This is a genomic window from Pantoea sp. DY-5, from assembly GCF_019795955.1.
Lineage (GTDB): Bacteria > Pseudomonadota > Gammaproteobacteria > Enterobacterales > Enterobacteriaceae > Pantoea > Pantoea leporis.
This window is the reverse complement of record NZ_JAIMIE010000004.1, coordinates 362,924-386,769: the sequence shown is the minus strand read 5'-3', so window position 1 is coordinate 386,769 and position 23,846 is coordinate 362,924. Positions and strand designations below refer to the sequence as shown.

The following is a 23,846-nucleotide window of genomic DNA, read 5'->3' as shown; positions in this document are numbered from 1 at the left end:
ATTAATAATAACCAGTAACTAGTGGTGACGCTCTTCTGGCAAGAACCCCCGCAGTCATTGGCAAATGGCAGGCTTAAGTGTGACACGGCTAACTCCGAAAAGTTTCCACATCAATTCTTTATCACTATACCCCACTATAATATTTATAGCAACTAGTTTTCAAGGCGATGTCTGCCTTTCAAGATGTATCAAGTAGGACAATGCTTCCTCACGGTTTGTTGAACACATAGCGTAAGAAGGTTGAAGACTACCGCATACTTTTGGACGTAGCTTCGAATCAAAAATTTTGCATAAGTTGTCTTCCGATAACTGGACGCACCTTACATTTGCTGGTTTGCCCTGTGGCATCCCAGGAATTGGGCTCGATATCGAGGGGGCTATGCAACATGCACCACAATCAATACGACACTGCATTAGAAACCTTCCTCACCTGACCTCTGTATTTCCATTAAATTAACAGAAAACAATCATAGCGATCACATGGTTCATATCCAACAAAATCATACTGTGAATAATTGACTGTTAGGCTTGCCGTGCGGCATGCCAGGAATCGGGGACGAGATTGAGGGGGCTGTGCAACAGGCACCGCAATGGTCACGACAAAACATCATGCGCTCCTGCAGAGAATTCGCCGCGACAATAACAGTCCCAGAACGCGAATGCCATGCAGTGGCAACAATTTTACATTGGCTGACTTGCCAGTTTTTCGCCGCGCGAGTAACGTGACGCGCATTAACCTCCTGTCAGCGAGAAAAACACCATGCCAAAGGCAAATGAGATCAAAAAAGGGATGGCTGTCACCTGGAACGGCAAACTGTTGCTGGTGAAAGACATTGATGTACAGAGCCCAAGTGCTCGCGGTGCCGCGACGCTCTATAAGATGCGTTTTACCGATGTCCGCACCGGCCTGAAAGTGGAAGAGCGTTTCAAGGGCGATGATATTATTGACGCCATTTCGCTCAGCCGCCGCGCCGTCACCTTCTCCTATATAGATGGTGATGAGTATGTGTTTATGGATGACGAAGACTACACGCCATACAACTTCAAAAAAGAGCAGATCGAAGAAGAGCTGCTGTTTATTCCCGAAGGCGGCATTCCCGGTATTCAGGTGCTGACGATGGACGGCCAGGTATTGGCTCTTGAATTGCCACAAACCGTCGATATGGAAATTGTTGATACCTCGCCGGGCATTAAAGGCGCCTCCGCCAGCGCCCGCTCCAAACCCGCAGGCATGAGCACCGGCTTATCCATTCAGGTGCCGGAATACCTAAGTAATGGCGATCGCATCCGCATTCATATTGCTGAACGTCGTTATATGGGACGCGCTGACTCATAACGTGCTTCCGTCCGGCGGCCGGTGATTGTTATAGTATAACAAGGCCGTGCGCGCCGGATGCCTCTCATCCACGCGCGATTTATTCTCTTTTTTTGGGAGCCCTTTTGTGACGCGCGTAAACCTCATCACCGGATTTCTCGGCAGCGGAAAAACCACCACTCTGCTGCATCTGTTAGCCAATAAACCCGCGGATGAAAACTGGGCGATTCTGGTCAACGAATTTGGCGAAATTGGCATCGACGGCGCACTGCTCGCCGATCGCGGTGCCACGCTGAAAGAGATTCCCGGCGGCTGCATGTGCTGCGTGAACGGCTTGCCGCTGCAGGTTGGGCTAAACATGCTGCTGAAGCAGGCGAAACCCGATCGTCTGATTATCGAACCTACCGGCCTTGGCCATCCCAAACAGCTGCTGAACATGCTGCGTGCTGCCGTCTATCAACCCTGGATTCAGGTGGATGCCACCTTAACGCTGCTCGATCCGCGCCAGCTTGCCGACGCACGCGTAGTGGAGAATGAGAATTTCCGCGATCAGCTGGTGGCGGCCGATATCATCGTGGCGAACAAAAGCGACCGCTGGAACGATGATGATCGTCAGCGTTTACACACCTGGCAACAGCAATTTTTGGGCGAGCGTCAGCTGGTGGAAGCGGCGTGGGGACGCATCGATCCCGCGCTGTTGACTCAACCCGCCTTGGCGGATCGTGCGGTTCCCGATGCAGCACATCACCACCAGAATTCACGTCCACAAGGCTTGGCCGCACTGAAACTGGATGGCCAGGCGCGCTGGCGTCGTGCGCTAAATGAAGGCCAGGGCTATGCTTCCTGTGGCTGGATTTTCGATGGTGAAACCGTGTTTGATACGATTAAAGCGCTAGAGTGGGCAAGGCATGCGCCGGTTGATCGCGTTAAAGGTGTGTTGCGCACTGCCGATGGTTTAGTGAATATCAATCGCCAGGGCGACGATTTGTTTATAGAAACCCGCCCTACTACACCGCCTGATAGCCGCATCGAATTGATTCATCATCAGCCTGCTGACTGGAACCTTTTGCAGACCGCTTTGTTGAAGATTCGTTTAAATTAGATGCGTTAGGTTGCCCCGTTGTTTTCACTTTGAGTCTATTTTCTATGCGCGCTTCTCGATTAGTCACCATCCTGCTGCTGAATGCACTGGGTGTGATGCTTTTCCTTTCATGGTACCTGCCGCCGGATCACGGGTTCTGGTTTGGTATCGATAAAGCCATCTTTTATGGCTTCAATGACCAGATGGTTGATCATCACGGTTTCGCACTGTTAGTGGCTATCACTAACTTCCGCGGTTTCGATGTGGTTTCGCTGTTGGCTATGGGTTTGCTCTATTTAAGCTACTGGCGTCGCGAGACACCGCAAGGTCGCCGCCGTTTGCTGGCCATTGGCATCACGATGCTGCTGAGCGCGGTAGTACTGAACCAACTCGGTCATCTGCTGCCGGTACAGCACTCCAGCCCAACGCTGTTCTTTGAGAATGTGCATCGCGTAAGCGAACTGACCGGCATCCCGGCCAAAGATGCCTCGAAAGATAGCTTCCCTGGCGACCACGGCATGATGCTGATGATCTTCACCTGCTTTATGTGGCGCTATTTCGGCTTCCGCGCGTTTCTGGTGGGTTTGATGATTACCGTGGTGTTTGCTCTGCCACGTGTGATGGCGGGTGCGCACTGGTTTACTGATATCGCTGTGGGTTCGTTGTCAGTCGTGCTGGTTGGCATGAGCTGGTGCCTGTTAACGCCCTTCAGCGACAAGCTGGTGAATTGGCTGAACCGTTCGTTGCCGGGCAAATATAAGCCGCGCACGTAATTGTTAAGCGCGAGTGATCATAGAACAAAAAGTCAGTCGCTCGCGCTTATTTAAAACCTGAATAAACTATTAGCAAACTAACATTATTCAGGTAAAAGAAAAGATTATGATGAAAAACGCGGAACAATAGCCTTAATCCTAAGTTGTCCAGCCCGAACCCTCTTAAAATCGGTCTTAGCGCCAGAATTACCCCCTTATTGCACCGCTGTTTGGCTATTAAATCGCTGCCAATTGTTGATAAACTCGCCATTGTGTTACAGATTGATTTCACATCGAAAAAACCTTTGAATATTTATATAAAAGCACTCGCCACGCGGTCTGTAATCGGTTAACCTCGAATCCGATTAGTAAGCAACAGCATAAAATGCGGTGCTGAAAGCGACAAAAATGTGTGCATTAACACATTTTAGTAATTAAGGATTTGTCTTAGACGGTCGTACTTATTAATCTCAACCCGTTTTGTCATCTGGCTGACGACATTCTGTCGTAAGGAAATCGAAGGAAAACACGTACAATGGTCAAGTCTCAACCAATTCTGAGATACCTCAGGCGGATCATTCCCGCGGTAGCACTCGCAACACTTTTATCAGCATGCAGCAGTACCCATAACGGTCAGAACGCGAATAACGAGAATCATGAAGTTAACAACCAGAATGGTTTTTTACTTCAAGCGTCTCAGGACGAATTTGAACAGATGGTGCAGAACGTGGACGTTAAGTCCCGCATCATGGAACAGTACAGTGACTGGAAAGGTGTACGTTATCGCTTAGGCGGCGACACCAAACGCGGCATTGATTGTTCTGCTTTTGTTCAGCGCACCTTTCGCGAGCAGTTCGGTTTAGATTTGCCACGCTCAACGTCTGAACAGCAAGACACCGGCAAAGAGATTTCACGCAATAAATTGCGCGCAGGTGACTTAGTGCTGTTCCGCGCCGGTTCTACCGGTCGCCACGTGGGCATCTATCTTGGCAACGATAACTTTGTTCACGCGTCCACCAGCAGTGGCGTAATGATTTCCAATCTGAATGACAGTTATTGGAAAAATCGTTACCGCGAAGCGCGTCGGGTTCTTGCTAAAAACCCAAGCTAACGTATTTCTTTGATGATCCTCTCAGCCAGAGAATCAGAAACGCTGCCCCGGCAGCGTTTTTTTTCGCCCGTAGTTTTTAACTCAAATCCAACCGATAAAAAGTAATTGAGAATCAAAAATATAACGAGACATTCTTCGCGCTCTCGTTATATTCTCGTTGACTTCCTGATACCCAGATATTGCGCTGCAGACACCGTTATCACCGTGGCTGCGGTCTGAAATGGGTAGTGACCAAACGATAAACATAATAAAAAATGGCAAGACAAGGGGAATGCACTCCATGCCACTGTCAGGGACATTAAAACACCACCGCAGTTATTCACGCCGTATCGCCTGGCATAGTGCGATTATCGGCGCGGCATTCTTTCTGCTTTTTGTCACCGTGCTATTAACACTCACCTGGCAAAAACGTGTACAACAACACGAACAGCTTCTGGCACACAGCCGCGACGATTTACAACAGGTGATAGCAAGCCTGGTCGATACACTTTATCCCTTACAGCAATACACCCAGTTAGCCTGCAACAACGTCAGTCGTGAGCTCACTTCTCGCGCCGCCTTTGCCGGTAATATCCGCGCCATCCTGCTGGTGCGTGATGGCAACGCTTACTGCTCTTCTGCCACCGGCGCTTTTCTGATGCCGGCCAACGATATTTCTCCTGAGTCTGAACTGGAACGCGATCGCGATATGCGCTTGCTTGAAGGCACGCCATTGCTACCGAAGAAACCGGCGCTGGTGCTATGGGTGAAAAATCCAGGTTCAGCCGAGACCGGCCTTTTCGCCACCATGAACATCAGCCTGACGCCTTATCAGCTGCTGGCCTCTTATCATCCCGAAATCACCGGCATGGCGCTGGTGGTCGGCAACAAAGCGCTGTTGAGCGGCAGCAACAACGTGGTACGCGCGAGTGATTTACCGGCATCGCTGCATGAAATAGCCTTTAATAACAGCGATCTGCACTTCGTGCTGTTTGGCACCACCTTAGCGCCACGCGATTACTCACTGACGTTGCTGACCGGCCTACTCTTCTCACTGCTGATTTCCGCCCTAAGCGGGTTGTTGCTGACGCGACATCAGCGGCCGGGCAAAGAGATCATGCAGGGCATTAAACGTGGCCAGTTTCATGTTGAATATCAGCCGCTGGTCACTGCGCACGATGGACAACCCTACGGCGTGGAAGCGCTGCTGCGCTGGACGCATCCCACTGAAGGCATGATTCCGCCGGATGCCTTTATCAGCTACGCCGAAGCGCAAAACCTGATTATTCCGCTCACTCAGCATCTGTTCACGCTGGTGGCGCGCGATGCCCAGTTTCTCTGTAAACAGCTGCCGCGCGGCACGCGCCTGAGCCTCAATCTCTCGCCGCTGCATCTCGCTTCAGAGAGCTTCCGGCGCGATGTCCAGGCATGGATTAACATCATGCCCACCGATCACTTCAACTATGTGTTTGAAATTACCGAACGCAGCATGGTCGGTGAAAAAAGCGCGGGAGAAATCTTCGCCTGGCTACATGAGAACAATTTTAAAATAGCGATTGATGATTTCGGCACCGGGCATAGCGCACTGATCTATCTGGAAAAATATCCGTTCGATTACCTGAAAATCGATCGCGGCTTTGTGCAAAGCATTGGTACAGAAACTGTCACCTCACCGGTGCTCGATGCAGTTCTGCTACTGGCGAAAAAACTCAATCTCAAAACTGTGGCTGAAGGGGTCGAAACGGGCGATCAGGCGGCGTGGCTGGTGAATCGCGGCGTGACGCATTTGCAGGGCTATCTGTTTAGTCGTCCGTTACGCCCCGAAAACCTCGTCAGCTATTATCAACGCCAGCGCGCACTGAGTTAACATCACGCGAACCCCATGAAACTGCTACCATAAAGTGCGGAACACCACAGGAGATCGCCCCACTTATGCTGCTGCGTCTTGTCACAGCGTTGTTCATTTGTAGCGCCACTGCGCCGCTGCATGCCGCCACCATCAATGAAAGCTATGCCTTCGCTAAGCTGGGCGAGCCGAAATATGCGGTGAATTTCACTCACTACGATTACGCCAATCCCGCCGCGCCCAAAGGCGGCAAAATCACGCTGGCGGTGGTGGGCACCTACGACAACTTCAATCGTTTCGCCTCGCGCGGCAATCCCGGCATCGGTACCGATACGCTGTATGACGGCTTGTTCACCACCTCCGATGATGAACCTGGCAGCTACTATCCGCTGATCGCGGAATCAGCGCGCTATCCCGACGACTATCGCTGGATGGAAGTGTCGATCAATCCTCATGCACAGTTTCAGGACGGAACACCGATTACCGCGCAGGATGTGGCTTTCACCTTCCAGAAATTCATGACGGAAGGTGTGCCGCAGTTCCGCGTGGCGTTTCGTGACGTGCAAGTGAAAGCGCTAAACCGTCTCACCGTGCGTATCGACATGCCGAAACCGGACAAAGATCGGATTCTCAGCTGGCTAACGCTGCCGGTCATCCCGGAAAAATTCTGGCAAAACAAAAAGTTTAACGAGCCGATTGGTTATCCGCCGCTGGCCAGCGGGCCTTATCGCGTCACCTCCTATAAATCGGGTCAGTTTATCCAGTACAGCCGGGTGAAAGATTACTGGGCCGCCAATCTGCCGGTGAATCGCGGGCGTTTTAACTTCGATACTTTGCGTTATGACTATTATCTTGATGACAACGTGGCGTTTGAGGCCTTTAAAGCCGGCGCTTACGATTTGCGCGAAGAGAGTTCAGCGAAGAAATGGGCGACACAATATCGCGGTCGCAACTTTGACAGTCACGCCATCGTCAAATCGACCATTCCCAACACCGTTTCCACCGACACGCAATGGCTGGCATTTAACAACGAAAAACCGCTGTTCGCCGATCGTCGCGTACGTGAAGCCATCACGCTGGCGTTCGATTTCGAGTGGATGAACAAAGCCTTGTTCTATGGCGCTTATAAACGCACGCGCAGCTATTTCCAGAACACCGACTATGCTGCACTTGGCTATCCCAAAGCCGAGCAGTTGATCCTGCTGGCGCCCTACAAAGCGCAGCTGCCGCCGGAAGTGTTCAACAATGAGTATGCCCCGCCACGTTCTGACGGCAGCGGTTTCGATCGCGGCAACCTGTTGCAAGCCATGAACTTGCTGAAAGCAGCGGGTTGGGAAATCAGAAATCAGCAATTGGTGAATGTGAAATCCGGCCAGCCGTTCCGTTTCGAATTACTGATGCGCAGCGGTACGCAAAACGACTGGGCGTTGCCGTTCCAGCACAGCCTGCAACGGCTTGGCATCCAGGTCTCGCTGCGCCAGATTGACAGCTCGCAATATCTCCGCCGTATGCGCGAAGGCGACTACGACATGATCCCATCGCTCTATTACGCCATGCCATGGCCCTCGACCAGCTTGCAAACGATCTGGCAATCTCAATTTATTGACTCTTCCTGGAACAGGCCGCGCGTGAAAGATCCCATAGTCGACCATTTTGTGCAGCAGATCGTTGAGCATCAGGGCGATGAGAAAGCGCTGCTGCCGCTCGGCCAGGCGCTGGATCGCATCCTGCTGTGGAATGCCTACATGATTCCGATGTGGTACAGCGCGGAAGATCGCATGGCGTATTGGGACAAGTTTTCCCATCCCGAGATTAAACCCGCGTTTGCTACCGGTCTGGAAAACTGGTGGTACGATGTGAACAAAGCCGGGCGATTGCCGGCCAATCGACGCTGAGGAGCACGGTTTGGCAGCCTATTTTCTTCGCAGGTTACTGCTGATCATCCCGACACTTTGGGCGATCATCACCCTGAACTTCTTTATTGTGCAGATTGCGCCGGGCGGCCCGGTGGATCAGGCGTTAGCCAATGTGCAGTTTGGTCACAGCACCGGCATTCCTGGCTCAGGCGGCGGCGACAGCGGCGCGCGCGGTGCGCTGATGCGTGACAATCCCGGCGACAGCCAATATCGCGGCGCTCGCGGACTCGATCCGGAAGTGATTGCGGAAATTAAGCATCGCTATGGCTTCGATAAACCGCTGCTGCAGCGTTACGGTGAAATGCTGTGGAACTACATCCGTTTTGATTTCGGCGACAGCCTGTTCCGCAGCGCATCGGTGCTGCAGCTGATCAAAGAGAGTTTGCCGGTCTCCATCAGCCTGGGATTGTGGAGCACCTTGATCATTTACCTGGTATCAATTCCGCTGGGCATCAAAAAAGCGGTGCGTAACGGCAGCGCTTTCGATATCTGGAGCAGCACTTTTATCATCATTGGCTATTCGATTCCGGCCTTCCTGTTCGGCATCATGCTGATTGTGCTGTTCGCCGGCGGCAGCTATTTCGACTGGTTCCCGCTGCGCGGCCTGACGTCACCGCAGTTTGATGCGCTGCCGTGGTACAGCAAAATCAGCGATTACCTGTGGCACATCACGCTGCCGGTGCTGGCTACGGTGATTGGCGGTTTCGCCACGCTGACCATGCTGACTAAAAACTCGTTCCTTGATGAGATCCGCAAACAATATGTGGTCACCGCGCGCGCCAAAGGGCTGGATGAGAAGCGCGTGCTGTACGGCCACGTGTTCCGCAACGCAATGCTGCTGGTGATCGCCGGTTTCCCCGCCACCTTTATCAGCATGTTTTTCACCAGCTCGGTGTTGATAGAGGTGATGTTCTCACTCAATGGTTTGGGCCTGCTCGGCTATGACGCCACTATTCAGCGCGACTATCCGGTGATGTTTGGCACGCTCTATATCTTCACCCTGATTGGCCTGCTGATGAACATTCTTAGCGATCTGACCTACACGCTGGTCGATCCGCGCATTGATTTTGAGGGACGCTGATGCGCTTATCTCCGGTTAACCAGCAGCGCTGGCAGCGTTTTCGCCATAACCGACGCGGTTACTGGTCGCTGTGGATTTTCCTGATCATTTTTGTTCTGTCGCTGGGCGCTGAGCTGCTGGCTAACGACAAACCGCTGTTGGTGCATTATCAGCAACGCTGGTATGTGCCGCTGCTGTTCAACTACAGCGAAAGTGATTACGGTGGTGATTTCTCTACGCCTGCCGATTATCAGGATCCCTGGCTGAAGCAGCGCATTGATCAACAAGGTTGGGCAATCTGGGCACCGATTCGCTTCAGCGACAGCACCATCAACTTCGCCACCGATGTGCCCTTCCCTTCGCCACCTTCCGCACAAAACTGGCTCGGCACCGATGCTAACGGTGGCGATGTGCTGGCACGCTTGCTGTATGGCACGCGCATCTCATTGCTGTTCGGCATCATGCTGACGCTGTTCTCCAGCGTAATTGGCATCGTGGTTGGCGCGGTGCAAGGCTACTTTGGCGGCCGCATCGATTTGGTGGGTCAACGCCTGATTGAGGTGTGGTCCGGCATGCCTTCGCTGTTCCTGCTGATTCTGCTCTCCAGCGTGATTCAGCCCGGCTTCTGGTGGCTGCTGCTGGTGACGGTGGTGTTTGGCTGGATGAGCCTGGTAAGCGTGGTGCGCGCCGAATTCCTGCGTGCGCGCAACTACGATTATATCCGTGCGGCCCGTGCGCTCGGCGTCAGCGATAGCCGCATTATGCTGCGCCACATGCTGCCCAACGCCATGGTCGCCACGCTGACGTTTTTGCCGTTTATTCTGTGCGGCTCAATCACCACGCTAACTTCGCTGGACTTCCTGGGTTTTGGTTTGCCAGTGGGATCGCCCTCGCTTGGCGAGCTGCTGTTACAGGGCAAAAACAATTTACAGGCGCCGTGGCTGGGACTGGCGGGCTTCTTTGCCCTCGCCCTGCTGCTGTCGTTACTGATCTTTATCGGCGAAGCGGTACGCGATGCCTTTGACCCGAGCCGAGGACGCTAAATGAGCCTGTTAACGGTGAATCATCTGGCGGTGGCCTTTCAGGATCGCCGCGTGGTAGAAGACATTTCGCTGCAGATTGACGCCGGCGAAACGCTGGCGCTGGTGGGCGAATCCGGTTCAGGTAAAAGCGTGACTGCGCTGTCGATCATGCGCTTATTGCCGCAACCGCCGGTCAACTATCCGCAAGGCGAAATTCTGTTTAACGGCCAGGATATTTTGCAAGCCAGCGAACGCACCCTGCGCGGGCTGCGTGGCAACCAGATGGCGATGATTTTTCAGGAGCCGATGGTGTCGCTCAATCCGCTGCATAACGTGGAGAAGCAGCTGTATGAAGTGCTGTCGGTGCATCGCGGCATGCGGCGCGAAGCCGCGCGTGGCGAAATGCTGAGCTGCCTGGATCGCGTCGGCATTCGCCATGCGGCATCGCGCTTGCAGGATTTTCCGCACCAGCTTTCTGGTGGTGAGCGACAGCGCGTGATGATCGCCATGGCGCTGCTAACCCAGCCGAAGCTGCTGATCGCCGATGAACCAACCACCGCGCTGGATGTGACGGTTCAGGCGCAGATTCTACAACTGCTGCGCGAACTGCAGCGTGAACTTAACATGGGCATGCTGTTCATCACCCATAACCTGAATATTGTGCGTCAGCTGGCGCACAGCGTCACGGTGATGCGCAATGGCCGCGTTGTGGAACACAATCGCTGCGATATGCTGTTCAGCCAGCCGCAGCAGCCCTATACGCGCGAACTGATCGCCGCCGAGCCGGATGGCGAACCGGTGCCGCTGCTGGATGCGCAACCGCTGTTGCAGGTGAAAAACCTGCAGGTTGGTTTCCCGATCCGGCGGGGATTGCTGCGTCGCACCGTGGCTGAGAAGATGGCGCTGAAGGATCTTAGCTTTACCCTGCGGCGTGGCGAAAGCCTCGGACTGGTGGGTGAATCGGGCTCGGGCAAAAGCACAACGGGCCTGGCGCTGCTGCGTTTAATTAGCGCGCGCGGTGAGATCTGGTTTGACGATCAGCCGCTGCATCAGCTGTTGCCAAAGCAGTTATTGCCGCTGCGCCAGCGCATTCAGGTGGTGTTTCAGGATCCCAATTCGTCGCTCAATCCGCGCATGACGGTGCAACAGGTGATTGCGGAAGGTTTAGCGGTGCATCGCCCGGAACTGAGCAGTGCGGAGCAGGAAGCCAAAGTGATTGCGGTGATGCAGGAAGTGGGGCTCGATGCCGACAGCCGTTCACGCTATCCGGCGGAGTTTTCAGGCGGTCAGCGCCAGCGCATCGCGATCGCCCGCGCGTTGATCCTTGAGCCGCAGTTGATTGTGCTGGATGAACCTACCTCGTCACTGGACCGCTCGGTGCAGAAGCAAATTCTGACCTTACTGCGTCGTTTGCAGCAGCAGCATCAGCTCGCCTATCTGTTTATCAGCCATGATTTGCAGGTGGTGCGCGCGCTCTGTCATCAGCTGATTGTGCTGCGTCAGGGCGAAGTGGTAGAGCAAGGTGATTGTGAAACGCTGTTCAACGCACCAGCAGCCGATTACACGCGGCAGCTGCTGGCGTCCGCGCAGGGAAAAGATCTGAGTCAGTGACCGTCGAAGGTTTCGGCGATAGCGACACCCTGATTTTTCAGGCAGCAGTTGGTCGCGCTTTCGTCATCGCGTTGAATCAGCAGACAAGGTTGCCCTTCACACTCGGCGATTTTGCACTCGACTTGAATCTGCGCCAGCGTCTCTTTCAGCTGGTGCAGAATTTCCAGCGCCGGATGACCATCGTGGCTCAGCAGGCGCAGCACCACTAAATCTTCGGCATGCACGCCATTCGCCGCTTCCTGACGCTCAATTTCACCCGCATGTTCCAGCGACCAGCGATAATGTTGTGGTAAGCGATGCACAACGGAAAGTTGCAGCATAGTTATACGGCCCCCAGAGACGTTAACTTTATTCACGACGACGGCACAACGTGGTGAATCCCAACCTGATTAGCTCTGAATACCAATTCAGTCTGCCTTCTCGTTTTAAGCACAAAGCGTGTAGCCAATTTATAATTTGCGAGGCTTCTCACATTTATGCCTATGTTTACCGTGTTCGGCTGCGGTTAACAATCATTTTAGACGCATTATCGTTACTTTTTTATCTCTAAATTTTCACATAATGGAAACATTAAGCATAACGAATGAATGGGGATTAGCGAGTGAGGGAGAAGAATTAAGAGAGGCCAGGTCGCCATTTATGACGACCCCGGGGATGTCACGCTGGCTGTTGAGGACGCGAAGCATAGGTGAACAGCACAATCGAAATTGTGGCGCACAGCGCAATGGTGGCAACCATCGGCCAGGCGCTGTTAATGCTGACTAATGAGAGCAGCGCGCCGACTAAAGCACCGACACCAAAACGCAGCGTTCCCGCCAGCGAGGAAGCGGTGCCAGCCATATGCGGAAACTCATCCAGAATCACCGCCATCGCATTCGACGACACCGTCGAAACGCAGCCAATAAACATCGCCACGCCAAACACCAGCGACAGGAAGCCTAAATCCAGCGCGCTGGAGATCAGCAACCAAACGCCCATCGCGAACTGAATCACCAATCCCATGCGGAACATTTTCACCGGACCAAAACGGCGCACGGCGCGACTGTTGATCAGCGTCATCACGAACAGGAACACCACGTTCAGGCCAAAGTAATAGCCGAAGTTCTGCGGGGAAACGTGGTTCACTTCGATATAGACAAACGGACCGGCGTTGAGGAAGGTGAATAATCCGGCAAAGGAGAAACCGCTCGCCAGCATGTAACTAAAGGCGCGCTTGTGGCGCACCAGCGCCACAAAGTTGCCCAACGTGGTCCGCAGATGAAAGCGCTGGCGCTGTTCGGGCTTAAGCGTTTCACGGATTTGCGTCACCACCAGCACGGTGGTGATCAGCGCGGCACCCGCCAGCGTCCAGAAAATAGCGTGCCAGTTCCACAGCAACAGCAGCCAGCCACCGATAATCGGTGCCAGCAGCGGCGCGATGGTGGTCACCAGCATCACGAATGACATCATGCGCGAGAAGTCCTCTTTCGAGTAGGTATCGCGCATCAAGGCGTTGATTACCACGCTGGCAGCGGCGGCCGATAAGCCGTGCAGGAAGCGCATAAAGATCAGCTGATCGATGGTTTGTGACAGCGCGCAAGCCGCGGCGGCGCAGGCAAAGATCAGCGTTCCCAGCACAATCACCGGTTTACGTCCGTAGCTGTCTGCCAGTGGACCATAAACTAACTGGCCAATAGCGAAACCAAGGATGTAAAGGTTGAGCGTCATCTGCACGCTGCCCGCCGAAACCGCAAACTCATGGGCGATTTGCGGCATGGCCGGCAGATACATATCGATAGAGAGCGGCATCAGCATTGCCAGCAATCCGAGGATGACCACTAAACCGACCGGTGAATTCTTTTCCTTGCGCACCGCTTTCTCCCGCTATTTACGTTGTTTGAGTTCTTCTGGCAGGCCGATGCTGTCGACCTCTTGCTGGGTCAGTTCACGATATTCACCTTCGCCGAGATCTTCATCCAGCTCGATGTCACCAATACGTTCGCGATGCAGCGCTGAGACATGGTTACCCATCGCCGCAAACATGCGTTTGACCTGATGGTAACGCCCTTCGCTGATGGTCAAACGGGCAGCTTTCTCATCGAGAATCTCCAGCACGGCCGGCTTGGTGAGCTCTTTTTCATTGTGCAGCTGTACACCCGCAGCGAACTTCTCAACCAGAGCAGGATCGATTGGCTCCTCCACTTCCACCAGATAGGTTTTTTCCAGGTGATGCTTCGGTGAGGTAATGCGGTGTGACCATTGGCCATCGTCGGTCAGCAGCACCAAACCGGTGGTGTCGATATCCAGACGGCCCGCCGCATGCAGCTTGAACGCTGCGGGTTCTTCGATAAAGAACAGCACGGTGGGATGATCGGGATCGTCGGTTGAGCAGACGTAACCCTGCGGCTTATTCAGCATGAAATAGCGCGGTCCTTGCTGCACCACCAGCGGATTGCCGTCGTATTCGACTTCATCGTCTGGCTGTACTTTGTATGCCGCATCGCGCACAACTTCGCCGTTAATGGTGACTTTTTTGGCGCGGATTTCGCGTCCGGCGATAGCACGGCTAACTTCCAGTTGCTGAGATATGAATTTTTCGAGTCGCATGAATTCGCTTTGCCTGTTACTGCGGGGGAAACTGAAACGGTGTTTTTGTCCGTTAAGAAAGTGTGGGCAGTATAGCTTGATCCTTAGAGTGCTAACAGTAGTGAACCTGCGTTTAACTGGCTTTCATGCCATAATGCGCGTCCGTTCCAGAAAAAAGTTTGCCCCGATGTCATTCACCCTGCGCCCATACCAACAAGAGGCGGTTGACGCCACTCTCAACCACTTTCGTCGCCATACCACGCCTGCGGTGATTGTGCTGCCGACCGGTGCGGGTAAGAGTTTGGTGATTGCTGAACTGGCGCGCTTAGCGCGCGGACGTGTATTGGTGCTGGCCCACGTCAAAGAGCTGGTGGAGCAGAATCACAGCAAATATCAGGCGTATGGCTTGCAAGCCGATATCTTCGCTGCCGGTTTGCAGCGCAAGCAGAGCGAAAGCAAAGTGGTGTTTGGCAGCGTGCAGTCGGTGGCGCGCAATCTCGACCGCTTCGACAGCGCCTTTTCGCTGGTGATCGTCGATGAGTGTCACCGCATCAGCGATAACGAAGAGAGCCAGTATCAGCTGCTGTTCACTCACCTGCGGCAGCACAATCCGCAGTTGCGCCTGTTGGGGTTGACCGCCACGCCCTTCCGTCTCGGCAAAGGCTGGATTTACCAGTTCCACTATCACGGCATGGTGCGCGGAGATGAGAAAGCGTTGTTCCGCGACTGCATTTATGAGCTGCCGCTGCGCTATATGATAAAACACGGCTTTCTGGTGCCGCCGGAGCGCTTAGATATGCCGGTGGTGCAGTACGATTTCACCCGTTTGATCCCGCAAAATAATGGCTTGTTTAGCGAAGCCGATCTCAACCGCGAGCTGAAACAACAGCAACGCGTGACGCCGCATATTATCCGTCAGATTATCGAGTTCGCTGAAGATCGACGTGGCGTGATGGTGTTCGCCTCCACCGTGGAACATGCCCGCGAAATCCTCACGCTGCTGCCTGAAAACAGCGCGCTGGTCTCAGCGGAAACGGCGGTGAAGGATCGCGATCGCTTAATTGGTGCATTTAAAGCGCAGCAGCTGAAGTTCCTGGTCAACGTTGCCGTTCTGACCACCGGCTTTGACGCGCCACATGTGGATTTAATTGCCATATTGCGCCCTACCGAATCCGTCAGCCTCTATCAGCAGATCGTGGGTCGCGGTTTACGCTTGTCGCCCGGCAAAAGCGATTGTTTGGTGCTGGATTACGCCGGTAATCCGCACGATCTTTTCACCCCCGAAGTCGGCGCACCGAAAGGGACCAGCGACAATCAGCCGGTGCAAGTGTTCTGTCCCGCTTGCGGTTTCGCCAACACGTTTTGGGGCAAAGCCACCGAAGATGGACACATCATCGAGCATTTTGGCCGCCGCTGTCAGGGCGTGCTGGAAGATGACGAAGGCGAGCGAGAACAGTGTGATTATCGCTTCCGCTTCAAAAGCTGCCCGGATTGCGGTGCCGAGAATGACATCGCCGCGCGGCGCTGCAATCAATGCGACAAAATTCTGGTCGATGCGGATGACATGCTGAAAGCCGCGCTGAAACTGAAAGATGCGCGCGTGTTGCGCTGCGCCGGCATGACGCTGGAGCAAGGACGCGATGATAAAGGCGAATGGCTGAAAGCCACCTATTTCGATGAAGATGGCACCAGCGTCAGCGAGCGTTTTCGCCTGCAAACGCCGGCGCAACGTAAAGCCTTCGAGCAGCTGTTTATGCGTCCGCACCAGCGCGCGCCTGGCGTGGAACTCGGCTGGCAAACTGCAGCGGATGTCATCGCCCTACAACCTTTATTGCGCCATCCGGACTTCGTGGTGGCGCGCGCAAAAGGTCATTTCTGGCAGATCCGCGAAAAAATGTTTGATTATCAGGGCCGTTATCGCCGCGCGAATGAGCTGCGTTAAGCGGCGGAATCATTTGCCCCTGTGGCATCATTGGGGCTATAATGCCGCCCGCTTTTGCATCCGTAAAAGCAGTTTGAATAACCGTCCTGTTGCTGGGTCGCCTGTAGCAGGAACTATTGAAGAGACATCAAATGTTCACTATTAACGCTGAAGTACGTAAAGACCAGGGTAAGGGTGCGAGCCGCCGCCTGCGTGTAGCAAACAAATTCCCAGCCATCATCTATGGCGGAAATGAAGCACCAATTGCTATCGAACTCGACCACGATGCAGTGATGAATGTACAGGTTAAACCTGAGTTCTACAGCGAAGTGCTGACCATCGCGGTTGATGGCAAAGAAGTTAAAGTTAAGGCTCAGGCGGTACAGCGTCATCCGTTCAAGCCAAAACTGTTCCACATCGACTTCGTTCGCGCATAATCGCGAAATGAGTTGTAAGTAGAAGGGCCGGTTGCGAAACCGGCCCTTTTATTTCGCCTAAAATCAACCCGATTTCGTTATCGACGTAATTACCTTGTTCCCTCCTCAGCCTCGTTCTTATTGTATTTAAGACCATTCTTCAGGGTGAAGTCATAGGACTTTCTGGACAATGCGGTTTGCTCAGCATTTTCAAGGAAACGCCCCCTAAGGACTTCAAATGAATAAAATCACCGCTTTATTTTACAGCGCGCTGCTTGTTGCGCTCCCCTCGTATGCGGGAGTCATGCGCCATGATACCAATGTGCAAGATTACCGCGATTTTGCTGAGAATATGGGCAAATTTCGTCCTGGCATCAGTAATATTCCAATTTATAAAAAAAATGGCGATTTATCGGGTAATCTGAATTTTCCTATGCCTGATCTGGGTGGCATCATTCGAGGTGGATATGCTACTTTAAACGCTCCCTCTTATATTATTAGCGTCCGTCATAACACAGATTTAGATCGTATATTTTTTGGTGGTAATTCCGAATACTCTCGGCACTATGTTGGTATTAGTCGTAATGCCATTCCAGATGTCATCGATCAAGATTACATGATGCCGCGATTAAACAAAGTTGTTACAGAAGCTTCACCGCTTGATCTCATTGAAAATAGCGAGCTTAAAAAAGGCCATGTTTCGCGTTATAATGCTTATGCGCGAGCCGGTGCAGGGAAAATGGTTCAAGTAACCGATGATCAAAAGGATGTTGTACAACTCGCAGGCGCTTATTCATGGCTTGCAGGTGGTGCTATCGACCCAAAACTCGTCGAATTTACCAAAAATTATTTTTATTTTACACAGTTATCACCTGATAACCCCCTTTCTACAGCACTTACTATTACCGGACAACCCGGCGACAGTGGTAGCCCTTACTATGGCTACGACTCAATAGATAAGCAGTGGAAACTTGTCGCTGTTCATTATGGAAGTGGTTATGGTGAAGCCCCATATCCTTATTCTCGTGAGTCAGGCGGTACGTTAATTCCAGATGGTTTTTATGAAAGCATTGTTGCTATTAATACATCTCCTGATGTTAAGGACAGTAACAATGCCGGTGCTATTTTATGGAATGCGACAACAATTGATCAAGGCAGCCAGCAATGGAGCTGGAAAGGCTTGGATAAAAAATATCGTCATCTTGCCCCTGCGGCTGCCAGTAATGCCGAACTGGACGCGAGTAAGGATATAAGGTTTAACGGTGACGGTGGCGACATTATTCTCTCCGATGCCGTCAACCTAGGGGCAGGTAAGCTGCAGTTCTCTAATAATTACACGCTCAAATCTGCCGCTGATGTTGACGCCACCTGGGTGGGCGGCGGCGTTGAAGTCGATAAAGATAAAACCGTGCGATGGCAGGTGAATGGCCTGAAAGATGACGATCTGCATAAAATTGGCGGTGGCGTGCTGCACATTAATGCAAACGGCATCAATGAAGGGGGGCTGAATATCGGCGATGGCACCGTTATTCTCGATCAACAAAAAGATGCGCAGGGCAATCGTCAGGCGTTTTCTCGCCTTTATATAACCAGTGGTCGCCCAACAGTAGTAATGAACAGCAGCGATCAGGTTGATGCGAATAACATCTTCTTTGGATACCGAGGTGGAAATCTCGATTTGAATGGCAACAGCCTGACAATGAAAAGAATTAATCACACTGACAGTGGCGCAACATTAATTAATCAAAACCAGACTTCTTTAGCTAATTTAACGCTCACAGGCTTTTCGAATAGCGACATCAAAATCAATACCTGGAGCAGTGTCGATAAGGGTAATATTGGAGATATTTATCAATACTATAACTCTCGTACTGCTCGTACAGAATACTTCCAGTTAAAAAAAGAAAAATACTGGTACTTCCCCACCAACCAGCAGGACAATGCCGACTGGAAGTATCTGGGCTATGACCTGAATGAGGCCAGAGATTATCGACTGACTCAGTTGAATCAGTTAGTCTTTCGTGGAGACATTGGCTCAGTTTCTCAGGATAAAAAACGTGACAAATTTAATTTACGCTTTTCTCCAGTGGATGAAAAATATAATTTAGCACTCACCGGCAATGTTGATATTGACGGCAATATCAATGTCGATAACGGAACATTATTGCTTTCCGGCCAGCCCGTTCCTCATGCCGGTGGCCTGATTATTGACGATGACTGGTATGCCTCTTCTTTCTCCGCCAATAACGTAGTGGTCGCCAGTGGCGCGCGCTTCCAGGTGGGTGAATACGCGCAGGTTAAAGCCGATATTCAGACTGGTGACAACAGTCAGGTTATTCTTGGTTACCATCCCGATGCTGCTGATGAGCAACAAATTTTACGCTGCACTTCAACCGTACTGAAAAGTTCCAGCAGTTGCACTGTCGCACGCAGAAACAATGATGAGCTACGCGTGCTACCCGCCAGTACAGTCGAAGGCAACATCACGCTGGGCGATAACGCAGCGCTCCATCTTGGCAAGGTCAATTATCACGGCCACATCAACGACAGTCATTCAGCGCGAATGACCCTGAGCAGTGAGACGTTCTGGAACATGAACGGTAACAGCCGCGTGCACCGCCTGGATGCAGGTAAAGGCGGTATCATCTCCCTGCTTTCTGCAGATGAAATGGCCTGGACGCCGAAGCTGCTCTCTGTTGAACATCTGACGGCAAATAATCTGCAGCTTGGTTTCGGTATCGCGCCACAATCCGCCATCAGCGACAGTTTATACATTGGTTCCAGCGCGCAGGGCGGCAGCAACACGCTCGATCTCGGTTTTATGCTGGGCGAAACCTTCCCCAATCGCATCGCAAAAGAGATCGTGTTGGTAAACGCACCCGCCGGTACCGCGCATGACTATTTCACGCTACCTGCGGTTAAACGCGGGTTCTCGCTGTATACCGCCGATCATCAGGTTGTGGAAGAGAATGGTCGCGTGAAATGGATCATTGCCAAAACGCCCGATCCGGTGCTGCCACCCGATCCGGTAACTAACCCTGAGCCTGAGCCCGAAATTAATCCTGAGCCCGAAATTAAGCCTGAGCCTGAAGTGAAGCCTGAGCCAGAGATCACGCCAAAACCGGGTACTGCTGAAGACTGGTTTGACGTCATTGATAATCAGCCACTGGTGCAGAGTACTCGCGCCCTACTCGCTTCGCGCCACTACCTGTTCAGTGAAATTAGCAGCATGCTGACCGATCGCGCTCAGCTGCTGCGCGGTAGCCATGAAGACAGCGGTGCATGGGCCAGTCTTAGCCAGAATAGCGGCAGGATGGATAGCATAACGTTAAAAGACAGTAAGCTGGAGGTCGGTGCCGATACGCAAGCGGATGCCTGGCTGTACGGCGTCACCGCCAGTTACAGCCTGGGAAATGCCCGGGATGAAGCCAGCGTCAGCCATAAGCTGAGTACTCTGGGTCTGTATGCAAGCGGCATGAGCGAAAATGGATGGTTTATGGATCTTGCTGCCAGCTACCTGCACCTGCGTCAGGACATCAACCTTGACCCGATATTGGGAGTGGAAAGCACCTCAAAAACCAGCCATATGTTGGCCGGCAGTGCAAAACTGGGTAAATCCTTTCCTCTGGTGGACACGTCGTTCACGCTGTCGCCTTACGTGAAGGCCAGCGCAGGCCATATGCCGGGTTATACGCTGCAAAGCCGAGATGCCAGCATTACTCTGAGTTCAGCCATGCCGTGGGGACTCACGCCGGGTATTGAAGTCAGCAAGCAGGGGCTCGGTGCGCTGCTACCAAGGGTGCGATTCAGCGCAACCGTTGAAAAACAGTTTTCACCGGGCAGCTCCGGCTCTTCACTGACCCTTGAGGATCGCCACAGCCGACGCGTGTATGCCGCGATGGACGACGATCGTTACCGGGCTCATCTGAGCTTCGAAGGGAAAATCAGCGACAACTGGTCAGCGAATATTGGCGCAAAACACAGCTTTGGTGGCAAGTTCCGCACCGATTCACTCATCAGCAGTGGAATAAACTATTCTTTCTGATAAAAAAGCCGGGCACTTTGGTGACCCGGCTTTTTTTATTTACTGCTGGTACGACGTTGCAACTGATCGCGCAGATTCGGTGGCGTACCTTTGATAGTAAGCGTGTCAGTAGTGGGATCCCAGAAGATGCGCTCGCCAAGCAGCATGGCATCAAAGTTCAGGGTTAAGCCACCGCCGCTACCTGCGAACTTGGTCAATTGACGCAAGGTGCTGCGATCCGCTGGGAAGGTCTCTTCCAGTTCGTAACCCTGCTCCTGAGTAAACGCCTGGAAGGTTTTTTCGCCCAGCGGCGGTAATTCGCTGGAGAGATCGTGCAACGCAATCTCTTCACCGGCCTGCAGCTGATCGTTGCAGTACGTGTAAACCTGCTGACGATAGTTCTGGCGCTCGTTTTTATCGAGATCCGATTCGGCGCAATAATCATCCACCGCTTGCAGCAATCCACGGTTTTGCGCTTTGGTGTCTAAACCAACGCTGGCACCGAGAAAATCCATAAAGAAATCCGCTACTTTACGTCCCACGCGACCGCGCAGGAAAGTCAGATAACGGGTAGATTCCGGATTGGTTTCCCACTCGGTGAGATCGATACGCGCCACAATATCCGCATGATTGATATCGAGATAATGGGTGCTGCTGATATCCAGCTGCTCGTTGACGCGCATGCTCGACTGGCTGTTGAGAACCGCAATCAGCAAATATTCGACGGCCAGATAGCGATAGTGCAGGAACAGCACCACGCCGCCTTCCGCAAACGGATATTTGCTCAGCTCATCGCGCAGACGTCCGGTCGCCGCACGGCTAAACGCCAGAAAGTCATCTTCCCCTTTGCGGCAGTTACGCAACGCATCGGCCAGTTCGCTATCTTCGTTAAACAGGCCGTAAGCTTTGCTTTTGGCGCTATAAACCCGGTGCAGCTCTTCTGCCATCTCTTCAACCGCGCGGGTCGCAGGCAGCAAAGTGTCGCGCAGTACCAGTTCCAGCTGGTTTTCATCACGTTTAACTAACTGATGCAGGGCAATCTGGTCGATATCCAGACTCATGGTAGACTCTCCTTTTAGCTCAGGCGCGTATTCAAACACCGCCCGCAGCCGCTTTCAACTACCAGCACAAACTGATCGCTCTGCTTGCGATAAAATTGCGGAAAAAAGTGCGTTGTTACGGTAATATACCGCCTTTTCACCCTTGATTAGACGACGATATGCCACAATCATCCCGTTACAGTGACGAACGCGTGGAAAAGCTCCTCGCAGAGATGGCGCAGATTCTTGAAAAAGACAAAGCGCCAACCGACCTTTCCCTGATGGTATTGGGTAACATGGTAACTAACTTGATCAATACCAGCGTTTCACCGGCTCAACGCCGCACTCTGGCACGATCTTTCGCGGATGCGTTGCAGTCATCCGTACGCGACGATAACGCTCATTAATATGCAGATTTGACCTCATAATATGGTAACCAACCGGCAGCGCTACCGCGAAAAAGTCTCCCAGATGATCAGCTGGGGGCATTGGTTTGCCCTGTTTAATATTATCTTCGCGTTTATATTAGGCAGCCGCTACCTGTTGGTCGCCGACTGGCCCGCGTCGCTCGCGGGACGTATCTATGCCTTTACCAGCTGGATCGGTCATTTCAGTTTTATTGTCTTCGCGGCCTATCTGCTGATCATTTTCCCGCTCACCTTTGTGGTGATGTCACAGCGATTGCTCAGGGTGCTGTCGGCGATTATCGCCACCGCCGGGCTGACGCTGATAATGGTCGACAGCGCCGTATTCAGCCGCTTCCACTTGCACCTCAATCCGGTGGTGTGGGAGTTGGTGATCAACCCTGATCAAAGCGAGATGGCGCGCGACTGGCAGCTGATGTTTATCAGCGTGCCACTGATTTTCCTCGTCGAGATGCTGTTCGCGACCTGGAGCTGGCAAAAGCTGCGCAGCCTTAATCGACGCTCGTTCGGTAAACCGCTGGCTGCGCTGTTTATCAGCGCCTTCTTCGCCAGTCATCTGCTCTATATCTGGGCCGATGCCAATTTCTATCGCCCGATTACCATGCAGCGTGCCAATCTGCCGCTCTCCTATCCGATGACCGCGCGTCGCTTCCTTGAGCGTCACGGTTTGCTAGATGCGCAAGAGTATCAGCGCCGTCTGGTGCAACAGGGCGATCCGGAAGCGTTGTCAGTGCAGTATCCGCTGAGTGATATTACTTTCCGTGATGGTGGTACGCGCCACAATCTGCTGGTGCTAACCGTTGATGGTCTGAACAACGCCACGGTGGAAAAAGCGCTGCCGTCGCTTCATCAATTCGCCAGTGAGAACGTGCGCTTCACCCAGCATTTCAGCGCGGGGCTACAGCCGGAAAAAGGGTTATTTGGCCTGTTCTACGGCATCTCTTCCAGCTATATGGATGGCGTGTTAGCGTCGCGTACGCCTTCCGTGCTGCTGAATGCGCTGAACGCGCAAGGCTATCAGTTTGGCTTGTTCTCATCGGACGGCTTCAGCCAACCGCTGTATCGTCAGGCTTTGTTAGCCGATTACTCGCTGCCGCAGGCCGATACCCAGCCGAATAGCACCACGGTGACGCAGTGGCAAAACTGGCTCAACGGCCAGAGATCTAACAGCGCGCCGTGGTTCTCGTGGATTGCTCTGAACGGTGTCACGGTTAATGGCGACAACCTGAAGGCACGCCAGCGCAACTATACGCGTCAGGCAAGCAGTGTCGATGAGCAGATTAATGCGGTGCTGCAAACCTTGCAGGATCGCGATTTGCTGAAAAATACCGTGGTGGTGATCACGGCGCAGCGTGCGGTCAATCTGGATAGCAACGATGACAATCCAGGCAATCGTGCGACGTTACAGGTGCCGCTGGTGGTGCATTGGCCGAATACGCCAGCGCAAACCATCGATCGCCTGACCGATCAGCAGGATGTGATGACCACGCTGATGCAGCGTCTGCTGCACGTGCGCACCAACCCCGCCAACTTCTCGCAGGGTGAAGATCTGTTTGCCGCGCAACGCAGCCACGATTGGGTGGCGAGCAGCGAAGATGGCAAACTGGTGGTGACCACGCCAACCGTGACGCTAGTGCTGAATAACAACGGCAGCTACAGCGCTTACGATGCGCAGGGTCACAAGCTGAAAGATCATAAACCGCAGCTGGCGTTGCTGCTGCAGGTATTGACGGAAGAGAAGCGATTCGTCGCAAACTGATTA

Annotated in this window: 19 protein-coding genes and 1 pseudogene; 14 read left to right on the top strand and 6 right to left on the bottom strand. The window is 52.9% G+C overall.

The window, feature by feature from the left end; translation table 11 throughout:
- Positions 1-159 precede the first annotated feature (159 nt).
- Together K5Y30_RS15455 and K5Y30_RS15450 are read right to left on the bottom strand one after the other, a co-directional pair.
- Positions 160-414, bottom strand: coding sequence for a YkgJ family cysteine cluster protein (locus K5Y30_RS15455; RefSeq protein ID WP_222211996.1), 255 nt, complete (start codon positions 412-414; stop codon positions 160-162).
- Positions 415-524: 110 nt separating this feature from the next.
- A pseudogene (locus K5Y30_RS15450) lies at positions 525-608 on the bottom strand (YkgJ family cysteine cluster protein); the annotation flags it as partial.
- A 152-nt stretch (positions 609-760) separates the two neighbouring features.
- On the opposite strand from K5Y30_RS15450, the gene yeiP reads away from it, so the two are divergent.
- From yeiP to yejF, 9 genes are all read left to right on the top strand, one after another.
- On the top strand, positions 761-1,336 hold the full coding sequence (gene yeiP, locus K5Y30_RS15445) for an elongation factor P-like protein YeiP (protein WP_008105009.1): 576 nt from the start codon (positions 761-763) through the stop codon (positions 1,334-1,336).
- A 106-nt stretch (positions 1,337-1,442) separates the two neighbouring features.
- The gene (locus K5Y30_RS15440) at positions 1,443-2,417 is read left to right on the top strand and encodes a GTP-binding protein (protein ID WP_192411497.1); all 975 of its coding nucleotides are present in this window, start codon (positions 1,443-1,445) and stop codon (positions 2,415-2,417) included.
- A 44-nt stretch (positions 2,418-2,461) separates the two neighbouring features.
- Positions 2,462-3,169: a phosphatase PAP2 family protein gene (locus K5Y30_RS15435; RefSeq protein ID WP_101763698.1), complete on the top strand. Its 708-nt coding sequence runs from the start codon at positions 2,462-2,464 to the stop codon at positions 3,167-3,169.
- Positions 3,170-3,683: 514 nt separating this feature from the next.
- Positions 3,684-4,259, top strand: a complete 576-nt coding sequence (mepS, locus tag K5Y30_RS15430) for a bifunctional murein DD-endopeptidase/murein LD-carboxypeptidase (protein ID WP_008105015.1) — start codon at positions 3,684-3,686, stop codon at positions 4,257-4,259.
- 280 nt (positions 4,260-4,539) lie between these two features.
- Positions 4,540-6,105: a cyclic di-GMP phosphodiesterase gene (locus tag K5Y30_RS15425; protein WP_222184701.1), complete on the top strand. Its 1,566-nt coding sequence runs from the start codon at positions 4,540-4,542 to the stop codon at positions 6,103-6,105.
- Between the two features lie 65 nt (positions 6,106-6,170).
- Complete coding sequence (locus K5Y30_RS15420) at positions 6,171-7,979, top strand: extracellular solute-binding protein (protein ID WP_222211994.1); 1,809 nt, start codon at positions 6,171-6,173, stop codon at positions 7,977-7,979.
- A 10-nt stretch (positions 7,980-7,989) separates the two neighbouring features.
- Positions 7,990-9,081: a microcin C ABC transporter permease YejB gene (locus K5Y30_RS15415; protein ID WP_137386169.1), complete on the top strand. Its 1,092-nt coding sequence runs from the start codon at positions 7,990-7,992 to the stop codon at positions 9,079-9,081.
- Positions 9,081-10,103: an ABC transporter permease gene (locus K5Y30_RS15410; protein WP_101763694.1), complete on the top strand. Its 1,023-nt coding sequence runs from the start codon at positions 9,081-9,083 to the stop codon at positions 10,101-10,103. Before K5Y30_RS15415 ends, K5Y30_RS15410 begins: the two co-directional genes overlap by 1 nt.
- Entirely contained in the window at positions 10,104-11,693 is a 1,590-nt protein-coding gene (gene yejF / locus K5Y30_RS15405) for a microcin C ABC transporter ATP-binding protein YejF (protein WP_222211992.1), read from the top strand.
- On the opposite strand, the gene K5Y30_RS15400 is transcribed toward yejF, so the two are convergent.
- From K5Y30_RS15400 to rsuA, 3 genes are all read right to left on the bottom strand, one after another.
- Positions 11,687-12,013 (bottom strand): hypothetical protein, encoded by a 327-nt coding sequence (locus tag K5Y30_RS15400; RefSeq protein ID WP_222211991.1) that lies wholly within the window; start codon positions 12,011-12,013, stop codon positions 11,687-11,689. The genes yejF and K5Y30_RS15400 overlap by 7 nt on opposite strands.
- A gap of 337 nt (positions 12,014-12,350) precedes the next feature.
- Positions 12,351-13,544, bottom strand: coding sequence for a Bcr/CflA family multidrug efflux MFS transporter (locus K5Y30_RS15395; RefSeq protein ID WP_176973713.1), 1,194 nt, complete (start codon positions 13,542-13,544; stop codon positions 12,351-12,353).
- A gap of 12 nt (positions 13,545-13,556) precedes the next feature.
- Positions 13,557-14,279: a 16S rRNA pseudouridine(516) synthase RsuA gene (rsuA, locus tag K5Y30_RS15390; protein ID WP_222184693.1), complete on the bottom strand. Its 723-nt coding sequence runs from the start codon at positions 14,277-14,279 to the stop codon at positions 13,557-13,559.
- Positions 14,280-14,445: 166 nt separating this feature from the next.
- Between rsuA and K5Y30_RS15385 the strand changes: the two genes are divergently transcribed.
- From K5Y30_RS15385 to K5Y30_RS15375, 3 genes are all read left to right on the top strand, one after another.
- Positions 14,446-16,200, top strand: coding sequence for a DEAD/DEAH box helicase (locus K5Y30_RS15385; protein WP_222184691.1), 1,755 nt, complete (start codon positions 14,446-14,448; stop codon positions 16,198-16,200).
- Positions 16,201-16,331: 131 nt separating this feature from the next.
- Positions 16,332-16,616 carry a 50S ribosomal protein L25 gene (gene rplY, locus K5Y30_RS15380; RefSeq protein WP_101763688.1) on the top strand — a complete coding sequence of 95 codons (285 nt, stop codon included), beginning with the start codon at positions 16,332-16,334 and terminating at the stop codon, positions 16,614-16,616.
- A gap of 217 nt (positions 16,617-16,833) precedes the next feature.
- Positions 16,834-20,640 (top strand): S6 family peptidase, encoded by a 3,807-nt coding sequence (locus K5Y30_RS15375; protein ID WP_222211989.1) that lies wholly within the window; start codon positions 16,834-16,836, stop codon positions 20,638-20,640.
- A 35-nt stretch (positions 20,641-20,675) separates the two neighbouring features.
- Here K5Y30_RS15375 and yejK read toward each other — a convergent pair whose 3' ends face one another.
- Positions 20,676-21,680, bottom strand: coding sequence for a nucleoid-associated protein YejK (gene yejK, locus K5Y30_RS15370; protein ID WP_222184687.1), 1,005 nt, complete (start codon positions 21,678-21,680; stop codon positions 20,676-20,678).
- A gap of 158 nt (positions 21,681-21,838) precedes the next feature.
- Between yejK and K5Y30_RS15365 the strand changes: the two genes are divergently transcribed.
- Entirely contained in the window at positions 21,839-22,066 is a 228-nt protein-coding gene (locus K5Y30_RS15365; protein ID WP_036648480.1) for a YejL family protein, read from the top strand.
- A 22-nt stretch (positions 22,067-22,088) separates the two neighbouring features.
- A complete protein-coding gene (yejM, locus tag K5Y30_RS15360; RefSeq protein ID WP_222184685.1) occupies positions 22,089-23,843 on the top strand; it encodes an LPS biosynthesis-modulating metalloenzyme YejM in 1,755 nt (584 codons plus the stop codon).
- Positions 23,844-23,846: the final 3 nt, after the last annotated feature.